The following is a 16,020-nucleotide window of genomic DNA, read 5'->3' as shown; positions in this document are numbered from 1 at the left end:
ATGCGCTTCGTCCTCATGGTCTTCGGAGTAGCTCTCATGCTCTCCGGAGGCCTGTGGGCACTTCAGGGCCTCGGGATTGTCATGTGGCCTGCAGAAAGTTTCATGCTCGCCGAGCGGCAATGGGCCATCTACGGCAGCGTCACCTTCCTGATCGGGCTGTTCTTGTTCTGGCGGGCGTCTGCCAGACGCTGATCAACGCGGTACTTCCCGCATTTCATCAGCCGCAGGTACCGACAGGGTAAAACGCGCGCCAAGACCCGGCGCGCTTTCTACCGTCAGGTCGCCATCCATCGCGCGCGCGATCCGACGTGAGATATACAGCCCCAGACCGGAGCCCCCATCCCCGCTGCGGCCAAGGCGTTCGAATTTCTCGAAAACCTGCTCCTTCTGCGCATCTTCAAGACCGTGCCCCTGGTCGGCCACGGTGATCAGCGCGCGGTTTCCAATCCGATCGAGCCTGATCCAGACCTGGCTTTCCTCCGGCGAATACCGGATCGCATTGCCGACAAGGTTCAGCAGAATCTGCAGCACGCGGCGGAATTCGGCGATCGCCAGTTGGCTTTCGCCTTCCGGAGGCGCCACCAGCGTGATCCCTTTCTCGCGCGCCCTAACCCCCAATATGCCGCAGGCTCTGCGAGCGACATCGGCCAGTTCGATCCTGTCCGGTGCCGTGGCAAAATCGTCCGATTCGACGACTTCGAGATCGGACAGGTCGTCGATCAACGCCAGCAGGTGTTGGGCCGCAGTCGCAATGTCGGCAGCGTAGGAACTGTATTCGTCGGCCAGCGGTCCCGCCAGCTTCGTACGGATGGTTTCCGCATTGGCGATGATCCGGTTGATCGGTTGGCGCAGGACGGGTGTCAGATCTCGTCCGAAGGAGGGGCCGTCGGGACCTGCAGCCTCTTCGTTCGTCAGGCCTGCCGACAACGGGCTGTCCGCCGTCAGGTAAAGGACAAAGCCCGCGCTGCCCGGTTGTGGCTGCCCCAGGGGCTCGAGGTGTGCCGTCCAGCTACGGCTCGATCCCTCGACAGTGCACTTCGTACCGTCGAGCAGACGCCAATGGAGCGGCTGCTGATGGCTGTTGCCTGGTAAACTGACCAGATCCGTCCAGGGCTTGCCGACATTGGCAAGGGCCGCATCGGCAAATTCGGCGAGATCGGGGGCCTGCGTATCGACGGAGAGCAGCCGCTGGCTGGAATCGAGCCTTGCGGTACAATCGGCAAGATGGCGGTTTATCTCGACACGCCTGCGCGCACCCTCGATGTCGTTTTCCGGCGGAAGACCCTCGCTATGCCAGCTGACCACATCGATGGTGCTGCCGGAGTCTCCATCCTCGTCACTCGACTGTGGCGCTATTTCCACCCACGCCGTGACCCGATTTTCGCCGTCCACCGCCTCGAACTGACGGGCGAGGCGCAAACCATATCTCTGGGCCTTTTCGACAAGGGCGAGAAGCTCCGGAATGGCGATGCGGGAACCGATGGTCCCGCCACAGGCTTGCTGCAGCCGCGCCAGCACCTCGTCGGCTTCGATCAACCTTCCTTCGGCGTCGGCCTTGGCAGTTGCGATATACCGGCTTTCGACAGAGGCCATGATCACACGACTCCAGCGCTTGCAGATTCGGACAGGATCTGTCGGGCGGCTTCAGGTGGCATTTCGGCGATCTCGCGAGGGGGCACCGCCTTCGGATCGATCCGGAGGACCTGCCGCTCCACTTCCGCGCTGTCGAGACCGGCGCCGCGCAGTCCCAGCGCCAAACGCGCAGTCTGCTCGTGATTTGTCGAAAGCACGGCCGCGACCCTCGATTGTCCGGTTCGCGTTGCCAATGCTGTAAGATAGAAGGCTGCCCCGCCATGATCGATATCGAGCGCCCGCCTGCCCTCGCCTCCCATGCTGGCAATCACCCGGGACATCAGTGCGATCCTTCCGGCCCCTTCATCGAAGGCGTTGCGTAACTTCGCTTCGGCCCGGATCATGGCATCGGAACGAAGCTGCCCGCTATACGCACGCCAGTTCATCAGCAAATCGTGAAAGATGTCCCCCGGCAGTTCCGCCAGCGGTAATTCCATTCGGCGCTGCGCCTGGGCGAAACGCGCCTGTGCCGTCAGCGAAGCCATTGCCGAACTGGCCAGCCCGCTGTCTTCGGATGCGATCAGCTCCTGCACCAGCGGCGACAGTACAGGATCGATGCCGTATTGCGTTTCGAGCCGTTCCGTCAGCTGCCATTCCAGCGCCAGGGCGTGGCAATGCGCCAGCAGACCCGGAGTGGCGAGCATATGCTCCGCCAACGCCGCGCCATGTCGTTCAGCAAAAGCCTCGCGGCCTGCCTGACCTGCCGCCTCGGCCTGCGCTCGCAGGACCTGCCACGCGAGGTGGTGACACATTCCCCGGATACGCGCGATGATCTCGTCACTGAAAAGGGAGTGGTCCGGTGTCGCCATCAGGTGGGCAAGAATGGGACCGATACGCGCAAGGGTCGCATTCCCGCGAACGAGGGCATCGCGCAGGCTTTCGTGGTCGGCGGCGACCGGGGTGGATGCATCAGGCATCGGCATGGTTCGTCGGTAAAGCTAACATGGTTAAATCCGCGTTAGTCGCGCGGACCGGAAGTAAGAAAAAGTGTTACCAGAATGGCGAGGGAAAGAACCGCCACCACCGGTTGTGTTACGCCCAGAATCACCGCGGGAAGCAACATTACCGTCAAAAGAACCCTGTCGGCATAACTGCGCCGCCAGCGCGGTACGCTGATCCGGTCGCCAAGATGCAGCAGGCCGAACAGTATCGCTGGCACGAAAAGCCGCAGCCAACCGGTGTCTTCAGGTGAAGCCAAAGCTATCAATATGACCAGCAACGGGTCGAACAGGATCGTGATCGCCTGAATTAACGGCGGCACGCGGGGTTTGACCTGCCCTGCATTGGATACGCGCCTCACCACTTCTTCCATCGCGAAAAGCAAGGCCGCCAGGATCGCCAGGCCGAAGGCAGGCAGCAGCCAGCCCCCGATCGCCGATGACAGCGCGAGAAGCCCGGAGAGCGCGGCACTTAGGGCTAGAATTCTCGGCAACCGCCCACCGATCGTGTCCTGCGCAAGCCGCACTCCCATGCGCTCGGCGATGGCGAGGCCGGGTGCGGTAAACGCAGCAACATCCGCATGGCCCGAAACCCAGCTTTTTTCGCGGAAGGCGAGCTCTTCGGGAGAGGGATCCCGCAACCAGATATGTTCTTCCAGAAGCCGCGTTTCCAGCGGGACGGTCCTCATTCCGCTCTGCAACGCTATCCGCAAAAGAGCCGAAGGCGCATCGATGTCGCCCGGTAGCTGTGCGAGGGTTTCAACCGCATTGCCCTTCGTCAGCAATGCACCTGCCCAGGCGAAATGCGCATCGATGCGTTCGTAGCCCCGGTTGATTGCCGGATCTTCTGGAAAAGCGAGAATAAACGGCTTCGCCAGGTGGCGCAGGATGACCTCGTCATCGGGCAGGATACCGGGCGCGATAACGAGCAACTCGTCGCTCGCAGTCACCAGTCCGGACAGTTTCCGCGGTTCGCGAATTGCTATGAACCGCGCCCCGGCGGCCTCTGCGCGGTGCTGCAGGTCCATCACCTCCCGGCCGACCACATTCACGAGGCACGCGATGCTCTCGCATCCGGCCGCCAGCGCGATGTCGAGCTGTCGTTCGACTAGCCGCGCGCCTGCCAGCCTGCGAAAAGGGGCTGGCACTTTGCGCGGATCGGATTGGCCATCAAGCACAGACAGCAGGGCGATGCGCAACATTAACTCCGGACAGGTTCTGAACGACGAAAGCCGCTTCTAGGGGCGGTAATGGGTGGTCGCCAACCCAGTCCTTACATTTTCTGTGAGAGCAAGCGACAGATAGTCTTGTGAGGGTAAGTGATACGTCGCGGTCACACTCCCCGGCAAAGAGGTTAATTAGAGTTTAAGGCTGTGCGGATTGGTGATAGATTTCACCTCGATGACAAAGCACCCATTGATACAGGCAGTCGATCACCCGGCTGAAGTAGATGCTCCGGAAATGGCTAATTCCCAGGGTGTTATTGATGAAACCTTAGTCGAAGACGAACCTCTCTTTGAAGAAGATTGGGCGGAAGACGAGCCCGGCCAGGCGAGACGGTGGGTTGCACCTGCCTTGGCAATTTTCGCCGTGCTTGGCTGGACTGCCTTCTTCCTCTGGGCACGTCAGGCCGAAATAATGGCCGGCACCGACCCCGCCGCCTGGACCGCACTCGTATCGCAATGGGCCGTGCCGGTATTGCTCGTAGTTGCGCTGTGGCTTGTCGCCATGAGGAACTCGACCCGGGAAGCGCGACGGTTTTCACAGGTCGCTTATTCCCTGTCGACCCAATCGGCAGAGCTTGAAGCTCGACTGGCCGTCATCAACCGGGAATTGAGCCTCGCGCGGGAATTCCTCACGAGCCAGACGCGGGACCTGGATTACCTTGGCCGCACTGCGACGGACCGTCTTTCGGAACATGCCGATCGCCTGCAAGCTCTGATCGTCGAAAACGGTGACCGGGTGGAAACGATCGCCACTGTCAGTGCCAACGCTTTGGACAATATGGACAAGTTGCGGAACAACCTGCCCGTCATAGCGAATTCGGCAAAGGATGTGTCCAACCAGATCGGCGGCGCCGGTCGTCAGGCGAGCGGCCATCTCGACGACCTGATCGAAGGCTTCCAGCGGCTCAACGAATTCGGCGCGGCCAGCGAAAGGCAGGTCGCGTCACTGCGCAAACGTGTCGATGCGTCTCTCGAAGCATTCGCGGCGCAGGCCGATCAGCTTGCCGATATTACGGAACAGCGGTTTAGCGAACTGCGTGAAAACAGTGAGATCTTCCGCGGCGAACTGGACAGCAGGGAAGTCGACGCACTGGCGTCGATCCGCAGCCGCTTCGAAAGCCTGCGGCATGAAATGGCTGATACGGAAGCCGCATCGGCTGCCGAACGCGACGCGGCAATGGATGAACTCAACCACCGTCTCGAGAAAATTCGGCGCGAAAGCAGCGAATTTGCCGATGAAGTGCGCGATGGCGAAGCTGCTGCTCTTTCGGCTTGGGCAAGTCAGATCGAAGCCATGCAGAAGCGCCTCAGCGAAGCGGTTGCCGCCGTTGCCCGTATCGATCAGGAAGCCCTCGATTCTGCCAATTCCAAATTGCAGGAATTGTTCAGCGAAGCGGAAGCGGTCGATGGCAGGATTGCCGAGCGGAACCGGCTCTTCGCGGAAGAAACGGGTAAACGCCAAGCCGCATTCCGGGAGGCGGAAGAAGCCGCGCACGCCAGCCTGACCGACCATTTCGCCAGGCTCGACGAAGCGATCTCGGATCGTCGCGCCCAGCAGGCAGAACAGCTTTCGTTGCTGGCAGCGGAAGGCGAAGAGCTCGGTGACAGAATTGCAGCCCTCAGCACGACGTTCGAACGGGTTTCGTCGCACGGACGTGAAGCACGCGTCGAACTCTCCGAAGGGATCGAAGCGCTCAATACGAAACTGGCCGAAAGCCGCGACGCGCTGGACGGTACGGACATGGCTGTGTCGTCGCTCACCGATGCCAGCGTGCGCCTGCTCGAACTGATCCAGGCGAGCGCCAAGCATAGCCGCGAAGACCTACCGGTCGCCATGGAAGCCAGCGAAACGCGCCTGGCCAACATCGAACACCGCGCCGACGAGGTTCGCAACCTGCTCGATCAGGCAAAAGCCTCTGGCGAGATGCTGACGTCCAGCATGGCAGCTGCCGAAGCCCGCAGCCGCGATGCGATGAACGGTGTCGATGAATTCCAGGCTCGCTTTGGCGAAACTGCCGCCGCTCAGGTCGATGGGATCGAGCGTTTGCGCGTAAGTGTTGCAGCTCTCAGCGACGAGAGCCGGGAACTCTCAGCCCATGCGCAGGGCGAGCTGCGCAACGCGATCGCCTCACTGGAAAGCAGCGCGCGCAACGCACTGACCGCGATCGAGGCCGAACAGGCTGAACGGATCGCACGGATCGCGGAAAAGGTAGGCGAGCAGAGCGCCGAGGCCATCGACAGGTCCCTGCAGGAACACACCGAACAGGCCATCGCTTCGCTCGATGCCGCGACCGAACGGTCGGCAGAGACCGGGCGCGAGGTTATGCGTCAGCTCCGCGATCAGCTGGCGAAGGTCAACGAACTCACGGGCAATCTGGAAAGCCGCATAGCGCATGCCCGCGAACGGGCGACAGAGGATGTCGGCAACGACTTCTCGCGCCGCGTCGCGCTCATCAGCGAAAGCCTGAATTCGAACGCGATCGATATCGCCAAGGCGCTCTCCACCGAGATTACCGACACCGCCTGGGCCAGCTATCTGCGGGGCGATCGCGGGATATTCACCCGCCGGGCCGTGCGCCTCCTCGACAATGCCGAGGCACGCGAGATCGCCGATCTGTACGACAGCGACCACGACTTCCGCGAACACGTCAGTCGCTACATTCACGACTTCGAAGCCATGCTCCGCACCATGCTCTCCACCCGCGACGGCAACGCCGTCAGCGTGACGCTGCTCAGCAGCGATATGGGTAAGTTATACGTAGTTCTCGCCCAGGCGCTGGAGCGCTTGCGGTAGAGGTCAGTCCGCCCACGGCCCCCAGAACATGATGTCGTTCACGGTGATCCAACCGTAGATGTAGTTCAGCACATAGGCCGTGGTCACGAATGCCGCGAGAACCGCTGCGCGCAGCAGCAGGCGTCCTCCGCGGAATTCAGCCGGCGCGCTGTCAGCCTGCCCCGGCACCATCTCGAGCCCCGCCTCGTCATGCGTCCGCACGCCGAAGGGCAGCAGGATGAACGCGCTGAACACAAAGAACAGGAAATAAATGGCGAGGACGCTCGTCCACTGCATCGCCTTGGCTCCTAGAGATTAGGGACTATTACGCGGACTTGCGGTCGCTTGCCCGACCATCGTTGCGCAGCCCGCCGTGCTGCAAGCCGTGCCGCTTCGTGCACGCTCTGTTCGTTGCGTCGATCCGCACCGCGCAATTTGCCGATGGCGCTTCTGATATCTGACGTCGCTTCGGTGACGAAATCGGCATAATCTTCGTCGAGCGGCAATCCGAGACTGTCGATCCTGGGATTGAGGTCGCCGTCCAGCGCGACGATCACGACGCCTTCGCGCATGATGCGCCGCCGCATGGCAATCGCCTCTCCGTCGGCCGGTACGATTATATCGCCGTCGAGGACGAGGCGGCCGGTGCGGACATCTCCGATTTTTCCGGGTGCGCCGGGAGCCAGTCGAACCATGTCGCCATTTTGCTGAACGACCTGATCGGGGATACCGCTGGCCTTCCCCAACCTGCCCTGCTCCTGCATGTGCCGCATTTCGCCGTGAACGGGCACGAGGATATCGGGCCGAAGCCACCCATACAGGGCTTCGAGTTCCGGACGTCCCGGATGGCCGGAAACGTGTATCATGCTCTGGCGATCGGTCACCATGGTGATGCCTCGTTCGGCCAGCTTGTTCTGCACCGCACCGATGGAAATCTCGTTGCCCGGAATCTGACGGCTGGAAAAAAGCACCACGTCGCCGCTGACAAGTTCGAGTGGGTGATTTTCGTCGGCAATGCGCGCCAGGGCTGCACGCGGTTCGCCCTGCCCGCCCGTGGCCAGTATCAACACTTCACCACGCGGAAGGCTCATGGCGCTATCGAAATCGATAAGCTCAGGCAGATCTTCGAGATAGCCGTTGTCCTGCGCCACTTCGATAATTCGGTCGAGCGACCGCCCCGCAACGCATAGCTGACGGCCAGTCTCGCGCGCTACATCGCCCAGCGTCTGGAGGCGGGCGACATTGCTGGCAAAAGTGGTGACCAGAACACGCTTCCCGCTGTGGCGTTGCACCTCTTCCAGCAGACCCTTGTGCACCGCGCCTTCAGATCCGCTCGGAGAAGGATTGAAAACGTTGGTGCTATCGCAAACCAGCGCAAGAACGCCCTCGTCTCCGATTGCGGCCAGTTCTTCTTCAGTGGTCGGCTCGCCGATGATCGGATCTTCGTCGAGCTTCCAGTCGCCCGTATGAAACACGCGGCCGTGCGGTGTGTCGATCAGCAAGGCGTTGCCTTCGGCAATAGAGTGCGCCAGCGGAATATATGTTATTTCGAAAGGGCCGACTGTGAAGCTGCCATGATCGGCGTCGATCACCCGCAATTCCACCCTGCCCACCAATCCAGCTTCTTCAAGCTTTCGCCGCACAAGGTCAGCCGTGAACGGCGTGGCGTAGATAGGCACATTCAGTTCGGCAGCGAAATACGGTACCGCGCCGATATGATCTTCGTGTGCATGAGTCAGGACGATCGCATCAAGCTTGTCGGCACGATCCTCGATGAATTCCAGATCTGCAAAGACCAGATCCACACCGGGGTATTGATCTCCCGAGAAGGTCATGCCCAGATCGACCATCAACCATCGGCCCTGACAACCATAGAGATTGACGTTCATTCCGATTTCGCCCGACCCGCCAAGCGCGAGGAAAAGCAGTTCGTCTTCGGGGGTGAAATCCTTCTTCAAGCCGCTCGCTCCGCTAATATGGCCAAACCTTCCAACGTAAGGTCGGCATCGACTGCATCGAACAGATCGGTATGCTCGTCGAACAGAATGGCCAGTCCGCCTGTTGCAACTACTCTTGCAGGACGACCGATCTCTTTCTTCATTCGGGCAATCAGCCCCTCGATCAAGGCGACATAGCCCCAGAAGACACCAATGAGCATCTGGCTTTCGGTATTGCGCCCGATGACGCTGTCATTGGCGGGTTTTTCGATCGCAATGCGTGGAAGCTTAGCCGTGTTGCCAACCAAGGCATCGAGCGAGAGATTGATGCCGGGTGCGATGATGCCCCCCTTGTACGCACCGTTGAAATCGATGACATCAAACGTCGTCGCAGTACCGAAATCGACGAGTATCAGGTCACCATCGTATTTCGCATGAGCAGCCAGCGTATTTAGCGCCCGATCGGCGCCCAGCGAACTGGGTTGTTCGATGTCCAGCTCAAAGCCCCATTGCGCCCCGTCCTGCCCAGCAATAAGCGGCGTTATGCCGAGATACTTCTCGGATAGGACAGTAAGATTGTGGATCGCGCGGGGGACGACCGAACCAATGATGACCTGCGTGATGTCGCTCTTGTCGAAGCCCTGAAATTCGGCGAGCTGCAACAACCACACAGCATACTCGTCACCCGTACGGCGCGGGTCGGTTGCTATACGCCAGCGCGACTTTATCTCGCGCCCTTCGATCAGCGCGAAGACAACATTTGTATTTCCGACATCGGCAGCGAGCAACATCGCTCAGTTCCCTTCATCCGCGAGCATTACGTCACCTGCGTGAATGGCACGCGTCGAGCCATCCTCCAAGCGCAGTAGCAGGGTGCCTTCTGCTGTAAGACCGTCGAATGCCCCTTCGATACGCTGCTCGCCCGGTACATTAACCGTGAGAGATGCTCCTCTTGGGTGGGCAACACTCTCCCAGCGCCGAATGAGAGGTTCGAGCCCGTAGGTCCGCCAACGGTCAAGCTCCTGATCGAACGCATAGGATAATGAACGTGCGAAGATTTCACGGTCCGGAGGCGGCCCGAAGTTTGTCAAAGCAATCGTTCTGCGATCGGGCAAGTCCGGAGCGGCGACGAGATTGACCCCCATACCGACGATCACGGCATTCCCTTCCCGCTCGAGGAGGATGCCGGCGAGCTTCGCATTCCGCAGAAGAAGGTCGTTTGGCCACTTGAGCTTCAGTAAGCTCGGATCAGCTAGAACGCCCGACACCGCTTCATATGCGGCCACGCCAGCGACAAGGGCAAGCGTTGCCGGATTGGGATCACGGGGTGACAGATGCACCACGGTCGAGCCCATGAAGTTGCCGTAACCATCGAACCAAGCACGCCCCTGGCGCCCGCGGCCCGACACCTGTCGGTCGGCTACCAACCACTCGCCTTCGGGCACTGCCATACCCGCACGCAGTTCGCTAGCAAGGTCCGTATTGGTAGAACCGGTTTCGGTGACGAAGCGGATCACATCGCCGCGACGAAAGAGGCTGCAGCCTGCGCCGTCCAGTCACCAAGCGGCAAGGTAAGGAGGTAACCGAGCGGCGAGATGATTGCGACACAGATCGCCAGCACTGCCCAGTGCGATGGCGGGCTCTCCGTTTCAATCTCGCGCATCGGCTCATCGAAGAACATGACCTTGATGAACTTCAGATAATAGAAAGCGCCGATCACGCTCGCGGCTATGCCGATTGCAGCCAGAGCGACAAGATCAGCCTGTACCGCGGCCTGGAAGACGACAAATTTGCCCCAGAAGCCGAACAAGGGCGGAATACCGGCAAGGCTGAACATCAGCGCGAGCAAGGCCCAAGCCAGAGCCGGTCGCTTGGTCGAAAGACCGGATATGTCGGTAAACGTCTCAAGATTGTTGCCGGCGGGATCGCGCAGCATCAACAGCGCGGTGAAGCTTCCGAGGACCATCGCAACGTAGATAGCCAAATAGGTAAGCGAGGCAGACACGCCTGCGGGGGTCGCAGCTGAAACACCGATGAGAATGAAGCCAACGTTATTGATCGATGAATAGGCAAGCAGGCGCTTGAGGTTCTGCTGGCCAATTGCGCCCAGGGCACCGACCACGATCGAAGCGAGTGCCGCGAAAATGACAATCTGACGCCAACTGTCCACTTCGCCGCCAAACGGATCCATGGCCATGCGCAAAAGCATTGCCATGGCAGCTACCTTTGGCGCGGTAGCGAAGAAAGCCGTGACTGGCGTGGGCGCGCCTTCGTAAACGTCCGGCGTCCACATGTGGAACGGCACGGCGCTAACCTTGAAGGCCAGGCCGGCGAGCACGAAAACCACACCGAACAATGCGCCGGTCGAAAAACCCGCATCGAATGAGGCGCGGATACCTTCGTAATTCGTCGATCCGGTGAAGCCATAGACCAGGCTCACACCGTAAAGAATGATGCCGGATGCCAGGGCACCGAGAACGAAATACTTCAGGCCGGCTTCACTGGATCGGCTGTCTTCCTTGAGGAAGCTGGCAAGAACGTAGCTCGACAGGCTAGACATCTCGAGACCGATATACAGGGTCATCAAATCGGTGGCGGACACCATCATGCCCATGCCGACAGCATTGAACAGCATCAGCACCGGATATTCGGCCCGGTAGCTCGCCCGTTGCGTGAAGAAACGCGGTGTAATTACAAGAATGGCCGCAGCGGCTAAATATATCAGGATCTTTGCAAAGCTGCCGAAAGCGTCAGCGCGATAGAGATCGCCATAGGCGCGGCCAGCGACTTCACCTGCGGCCCGTTCAAACAAACCCATACTGAAGATCGCAGCACCGACCAGGGCCGCTACACTGAGGATAGTGACCATCCTGGCCGATTTCGTTCCAGTCCATGCCGCAACCAGCAGCAAAGCGAGCGCCGCGAGCGACAGGCCGATTTCCGCGCCCGTGAGGTAAAAAGACGTCGCGTAAGACATCAGTGCGCCCCCTCTTCGCCATGCGCAGCAGCGACGTAGTTCGCGTTATGCTCGCGCGGGGTGCCGATCACATTGTCGGCGTCGAAATGAGGTGCGGCGCGCGCGATACGCGCTTCTAGAGCGGCAATGTCCTGACGCATGGGGGCAAGAAAGCTTTCGGGGTAAACGCCCATCCACAGCACGGCGGCCGCGATTGGGGCTAACATGGCCCATTCGCGGGCATTGAGGTCGGGCATCCGCGCGGCATCTTCGTTGATTTGTTCGCCAAAAGCCACGCGGCGGTAAAGATAGAGCATGTAAGCAGCACCGAGAATGATGCCGGTGGTGCAAACGAGCGTCACCAGTGTCGAAACCTTGTAAAGGCCCGCCAGTGCAAGGAATTCGCCAACGAAGTTGCTTGTGCCCGGCAGTCCGACGGATGCCATCGTGAACAGCATGAAGAACAGCGCATATTTAGGCATGTTGATGGCAAGCCCGCCATACCGTGCAATCTCGCGAGTATGCAGCCGATCATAGATTACACCCACGCACAGGAAGAGCGCGCCCGACACGAGACCGTGGCCGAGCATGACCATCATCGCACCTTCAAGCCCCTGCGCATTGAAGGCGAACAGACCGGCCGTCACGATCGCCATATGGGCGACCGAGGAGTAGGCGATCAGTTTCTTCATGTCGTTCTGCACGAGAGCGACGAGCGAAGTGTAAATCACGGCAATCATCGACAGGATGAAAACCAGCCAGGTAAACTGAGCGCTCGCTTCCGGGAACATCGGCAGGCTGAACCGGATAAAACCGTATCCACCGAGCTTCAGCAAAACACCCGCTAGAATCACGGAACCGGCGGTCGGCGCCTGGACGTGTGCGTCCGGCAGCCACGTGTGCACCGGCCACATCGGCATTTTCACGGCGAAACTGGCGAAAAAGGCAAGCCAGAGCCAGGTTTGCGCCTGTGGATCGAAATCGTAGTTCAGTAGCGTGGGAATGTCGGTCGTGCCTGCTTCATTCACCATCCACATCATCGCGATCAGCATCAGCACCGACCCGAGAAGCGTATAGAGGAAGAATTTGTACGACGCGTAGATACGGTTATCGCCGCCCCAGACACCGATGATAAGATACATCGGAATGAGGCCTGCTTCGAAAAAGATGTAGAACAGGAACATGTCCTGAGCGGCAAAGACGCCGATCATCAGGACTTCCATCAGCAGGAAGGCGCTCATGTATTCGCCCACGCGCTTGGTGATCGAATCCCAGCTCGCCAGGATGCAGATCGGCATGAGGAACACACTCAGCATGATCAGCATCAGTGCGATACCGTCGATACCCAAAGCGTAGCTGAACCCGGCGAATATCTCGGCCCGTTCGACGAACTGCCACTGCGCTCCGCCGATGTCGTAGTTGAGCCACAGCACGACGCCCAGCGCGAGGTTCGCGAGCGTGGCGACAAGAGCCACCATGCGCGCACTCTGCGCACCGAGGAACAGGCAAGCAATGGCGCCGACGAGCGGAACCGCGAGCATCAGAGAGAGGATGGGAAACTCCATCAGAACAGCACCCAGGTGATCGCCGCGACAAGTCCGAGGAGCATCACTAGCGCATAACTATAAAGATAACCGGTCTGGAACCTCTTGGCACCAACGGCGCCCTTCTCGACCACCCAGGCAACGCCGTTCGGGCCGAACCGGTCGATCGTGCCGACATCGCCGAGCTTCCAGAACTGGCGGCCAAGCCAGAAGGCCGGCACAACGAAAAGGTAGTGATATAGCTCGTCGAAATACCACTTGTTGTAGAGGAAACGGTAAACCGGGCCGAGCTGTTCGGCAGCTTTCGCCGGCACCGATGTATCCTTGATATAGGCATACCACGCGACAATCAGTCCAAGTAGCATCACGATAAAGGCGGCATACTTCACGAGATACGGCACACCATGCATCGCATGGATCAGCGGTTCGTTATAGAAGATCGAGCTACCCCAGAACGCTGCATCGTCGAGGAATGTCGGTGCAAAAACCTGTCCGGCCAGCACTGCTCCCACCGAAAGGATGACGAGCGGGATGAGCATCGTCAGTGGGCTTTCGTGCGGATGATAGCCGGCCGTGCCTGCTTCGTAATCTTTGGACGGCACTGCATGATGTGCATCATGTCCGGCGTCTTCCTGCGATGCAGGATTATGTTCGTCCGATGCATCATGGCCATGGTGGACGGCGTGCTGAATATGCTCACTCTCAGCCCAGCGCGGCTTGCCCCAGAATGTCAAGAACATGAGCCGCCAGCTGTAGAAACTGGTCAGCAGAGCTGCGAACGTACCCATCCAGAAAGCGAAGTTACCGAGCTCGGTGCCGCGCCCGTAGGCGACCTCGAGGATGGCATCCTTCGACCAGAAACCGGCAAAGCCTCCGCCGAGATGGTAGATGCCAACACCGGTGATCGCGAGCGTACCTGCCATCATTGCCCAGAATGTGAGCGGGATGTGCTTACGAAGCGCGCCGTAATAGCGCATATCCTGCTCGTGGTGCATCGCGTGGATGACGGAACCGGCGCCCAAGAACAGCAGCGCCTTGAAAAAGGCGTGTGTGAACAGGTGGAACATCGCCGCGCCATAAGCGCCGACGCCCGCAGCGAAGAACATGTAGCCGAGTTGCGAACAGGTCGAGTACGCGATCACCCGCTTGATGTCCCACTGCGTCGTACCGACTGTCGCTGCGAAAATGCAAGTAGCCGCACCGACAAAGGTGACCATACCGAGTGCCACTGGAGCCGCTTCGAACATCGGGGACAGACGACACACCATGAATACGCCTGCCGTCACCATGGTGGCGGCGTGGATCAGTGCCGATACAGGCGTTGGGCCCTCCATCGCGTCGGGAAGCCAGGTGTGGAGGCCAAGCTGCGCAGACTTGCCCATCGCGCCGATGAAAAGGAGAATGCACAGAACGTCCATTGTCTGAACAGTGTATCCCAGGAAGCCGATGGTCGCTCCGCTCATGCCCGGCGCAGCAGCCAGTATTTCACTGATCGATACGGTGTCGAACACCAGGTAAGTGCCGAATATCCCGAGCATGAAGCCGAGGTCGCCTACCCGGTTGACCACGAAAGCCTTGATAGCAGCCGCGCCAGCGCTCGGTTTCCGGAACCAGAACCCGATCAGCAGATAGGACGCGAGGCCAACGCCTTCCCAACCGAAGAACATCTGAACCAGATTATCTGCCGTCACCAACATCAGCATGGCGAAGGTGAACAGCGAGAGATAGGCGAAGAACCGCGGCTGGTCCGGGTCTTCGTCCATATAGCCCCAGCTGTAAAGGTGGACGAGAGCCGATACAGTGTTGATCACCACCAGCATGATCGCGGTCAGTGTGTCGACCCGAAGTGCCCAGTCGAACGTCAGGGTGCCGGACTGAACCCATTTGAGCACGGGCACGACGGTAGGCTCATACGTACCACCCACGAAGCCCAGGAAAATGGGCCAGCTCAGCGCAGCGCCAATGAAGAGCGCGCCTGTCGTGATCGCTTTTGCGAACACACTCGGCGCAGACTTGTTGGTGAACCCTGCAACGATCGCCGCGATCAGCGGCAGAAAAACAATGATGAGTATCGAATGCACCGTGGCTTACCCCTTGAGCCGGTCGACATCGTCTACCGCGATGGTGCCGCGGCCACGGAAATAGATCACCAGAATGGCGAGCCCGATTGCGGCTTCGGCCGCTGCGACGGTCAGGACGAACATCGCAAATACCTGTCCGACCAGATCGCCAAGAAACGCGCTGAAGGCAACGAGTTGAATGTTAACGCTGAGCAGGATGAGCTCGATCGCCATCAGGATGACGATGATGTTCTTCCGATTGAGGAAGATGCCAAGCACGCCGAGTACGAAGAGCATCGCACTCACCACGATATAATGCTCGATACCGATCACAGCTCGACCCCCTCGCCCACGGTGGGCTGCTTCATGACGGTTGCCTCGTTCGGATTGCGACGAACCTGCTTGGTGATGTTCTGCTGTCCGCGCCCACCGGGCCGCTTGCGGTGCGTCAATACGATCGCGCCGATCATGGCGATAAGCAGCACAAGCCCGGCCGCTTCAAACAGGAAGAGATAGTCACTGAACAGGACTGCACCGATGCTGGCGGTGTTCGACGCATCGAGGATCAGCGACGTTGCACCACTCGCAACGCCGAGTTCGATCCGTCCGGCCTGGTAGGCGCCGATGCCGAAAATCAGCTCCGCCGCCAGGATAAGCGCAATGATGATGCCGAGCGGGAAGTTCTTTACGAACCCGGCGCGCAGTTCGGCGAAATCGATGTCGAGCATCATCACCACGAAGAGGAACAGCACGGCTACCGCGCCGACATAAACGATGACCAGGAGTGCGGCGATGAACTCCGCACCGACCAGAACCATCAGGCCGGCCGCGTTGAAGAACGCGAGGATCAGCCAGAGCACCGAATGCACCGGGTTGCGCGCCATGATGACCATGACGGCGCTGGCGATGACGAGCGCAGCGAAAAGATAAAAGGCAAGCGTCTGGATCACCATG

At 59.8% G+C, this 16,020-nt stretch carries 14 protein-coding genes; 2 read left to right on the top strand and 12 right to left on the bottom strand.

Features of this window, described 5'->3' with window-relative positions:
• Positions 1-192: a hypothetical protein gene (locus K3177_RS11535; RefSeq protein WP_221598366.1), complete on the top strand. Its 192-nt coding sequence runs from the start codon at positions 1-3 to the stop codon at positions 190-192.
• Here the strand turns inward: K3177_RS11535 and K3177_RS11530 are convergent, their stop codons facing one another.
• The 3 genes from K3177_RS11530 to K3177_RS11520 are packed head-to-tail and all read right to left on the bottom strand — an operon-like array spanning position 193 to position 3,772.
• On the bottom strand, positions 193-1,593 hold the full coding sequence (locus K3177_RS11530; RefSeq protein ID WP_221598365.1) for a sensor histidine kinase: 1,401 nt from the start codon (positions 1,591-1,593) through the stop codon (positions 193-195).
• A gap of 2 nt (positions 1,594-1,595) precedes the next feature.
• A complete protein-coding gene (locus K3177_RS11525) occupies positions 1,596-2,549 on the bottom strand; it encodes a hypothetical protein (RefSeq protein ID WP_146029838.1) in 954 nt (317 codons plus the stop codon).
• Between the two features lie 41 nt (positions 2,550-2,590).
• Positions 2,591-3,772 carry a hypothetical protein gene (locus K3177_RS11520; RefSeq protein ID WP_221598364.1) on the bottom strand — a complete coding sequence of 394 codons (1,182 nt, stop codon included), beginning with the start codon at positions 3,770-3,772 and terminating at the stop codon, positions 2,591-2,593.
• A gap of 199 nt (positions 3,773-3,971) precedes the next feature.
• Between K3177_RS11520 and K3177_RS11515 the strand changes: the two genes are divergently transcribed.
• Positions 3,972-6,590 carry a coiled-coil domain-containing protein gene (locus tag K3177_RS11515; RefSeq protein ID WP_221598363.1) on the top strand — a complete coding sequence of 873 codons (2,619 nt, stop codon included), beginning with the start codon at positions 3,972-3,974 and terminating at the stop codon, positions 6,588-6,590.
• 3 nt (positions 6,591-6,593) lie between these two features.
• Here the strand turns inward: K3177_RS11515 and K3177_RS11510 are convergent, their stop codons facing one another.
• The 9 genes from K3177_RS11510 to K3177_RS11470 are packed head-to-tail and all read right to left on the bottom strand — an operon-like array spanning position 6,594 to position 16,016.
• Positions 6,594-6,866, bottom strand: coding sequence for a DUF1467 family protein (locus tag K3177_RS11510; RefSeq protein WP_103023770.1), 273 nt, complete (start codon positions 6,864-6,866; stop codon positions 6,594-6,596).
• Between the two features lie 11 nt (positions 6,867-6,877).
• Entirely contained in the window at positions 6,878-8,527 is a 1,650-nt protein-coding gene (locus tag K3177_RS11505) for a ribonuclease J (protein WP_221598362.1), read from the bottom strand.
• Complete coding sequence (locus tag K3177_RS11500) at positions 8,524-9,297, bottom strand: type III pantothenate kinase (RefSeq protein WP_103023769.1); 774 nt, start codon at positions 9,295-9,297, stop codon at positions 8,524-8,526. The genes K3177_RS11505 and K3177_RS11500 overlap by 4 nt, the downstream gene beginning before the upstream one ends.
• A gap of 3 nt (positions 9,298-9,300) precedes the next feature.
• A complete protein-coding gene (locus K3177_RS11495) occupies positions 9,301-10,023 on the bottom strand; it encodes a biotin--[acetyl-CoA-carboxylase] ligase (protein ID WP_221598361.1) in 723 nt (240 codons plus the stop codon).
• Positions 10,020-11,483 carry an NADH-quinone oxidoreductase subunit NuoN gene (gene nuoN / locus K3177_RS11490; protein WP_221598360.1) on the bottom strand — a complete coding sequence of 488 codons (1,464 nt, stop codon included), beginning with the start codon at positions 11,481-11,483 and terminating at the stop codon, positions 10,020-10,022. Before nuoN ends, K3177_RS11495 begins: the two co-directional genes overlap by 4 nt.
• Complete coding sequence (locus tag K3177_RS11485) at positions 11,483-13,027, bottom strand: NADH-quinone oxidoreductase subunit M (RefSeq protein WP_221598359.1); 1,545 nt, start codon at positions 13,025-13,027, stop codon at positions 11,483-11,485. The genes nuoN and K3177_RS11485 overlap by 1 nt, the downstream gene beginning before the upstream one ends.
• A complete protein-coding gene (gene nuoL / locus K3177_RS11480) occupies positions 13,027-15,087 on the bottom strand; it encodes an NADH-quinone oxidoreductase subunit L (protein ID WP_221598358.1) in 2,061 nt (686 codons plus the stop codon). Before nuoL ends, K3177_RS11485 begins: the two co-directional genes overlap by 1 nt.
• 6 nt (positions 15,088-15,093) lie before the next feature.
• Entirely contained in the window at positions 15,094-15,399 is a 306-nt protein-coding gene (gene nuoK, locus K3177_RS11475; protein WP_103023764.1) for an NADH-quinone oxidoreductase subunit NuoK, read from the bottom strand.
• Entirely contained in the window at positions 15,396-16,016 is a 621-nt protein-coding gene (locus K3177_RS11470; protein ID WP_221598533.1) for an NADH-quinone oxidoreductase subunit J, read from the bottom strand. Before K3177_RS11470 ends, nuoK begins: the two co-directional genes overlap by 4 nt.
• Between the last annotated feature and the right edge of the window lie 4 nt (positions 16,017-16,020).

The organism is Qipengyuania pacifica (assembly GCF_019711555.1).
Lineage (GTDB): Bacteria > Pseudomonadota > Alphaproteobacteria > Sphingomonadales > Sphingomonadaceae > Qipengyuania > Qipengyuania pacifica.
This window is presented reverse-complemented; position numbering and strand designations above follow the sequence as displayed.

What these genes read in the sequence shown, in the direction of transcription:
- K3177_RS11510 (WP_103023770.1), bottom strand. Translation starts at nt 6,866, where the DNA reads ATGCAGTGGACGAGCGTCCTCGCCATTTATTTCCTGTTCTTTGTGTTC.
- K3177_RS11525 (WP_146029838.1), bottom strand. Translation starts at nt 2,549, where the DNA reads ATGCCTGATGCATCCACCCCGGTCGCCGCCGACCACGAAAGCCTGCGC.
- K3177_RS11500 (WP_103023769.1), bottom strand. Translation starts at nt 9,297, where the DNA reads ATGTTGCTCGCTGCCGATGTCGGAAATACAAATGTTGTCTTCGCGCTG.
- K3177_RS11530 (WP_221598365.1), bottom strand. Translation starts at nt 1,593, where the DNA reads ATGGCCTCTGTCGAAAGCCGGTATATCGCAACTGCCAAGGCCGACGCC.
- K3177_RS11520 (WP_221598364.1), bottom strand. Translation starts at nt 3,772, where the DNA reads ATGTTGCGCATCGCCCTGCTGTCTGTGCTTGATGGCCAATCCGATCCG.
- K3177_RS11515 (WP_221598363.1), top strand. Translation starts at nt 3,972, where the DNA reads ATGACAAAGCACCCATTGATACAGGCAGTCGATCACCCGGCTGAAGTA.
- nuoN (WP_221598360.1), bottom strand. Translation starts at nt 11,483, where the DNA reads ATGTCTTACGCGACGTCTTTTTACCTCACGGGCGCGGAAATCGGCCTG.
- K3177_RS11485 (WP_221598359.1), bottom strand. Translation starts at nt 13,027, where the DNA reads ATGGAGTTTCCCATCCTCTCTCTGATGCTCGCGGTTCCGCTCGTCGGC.
- K3177_RS11535 (WP_221598366.1), top strand. Translation starts at nt 1, where the DNA reads ATGCGCTTCGTCCTCATGGTCTTCGGAGTAGCTCTCATGCTCTCCGGA.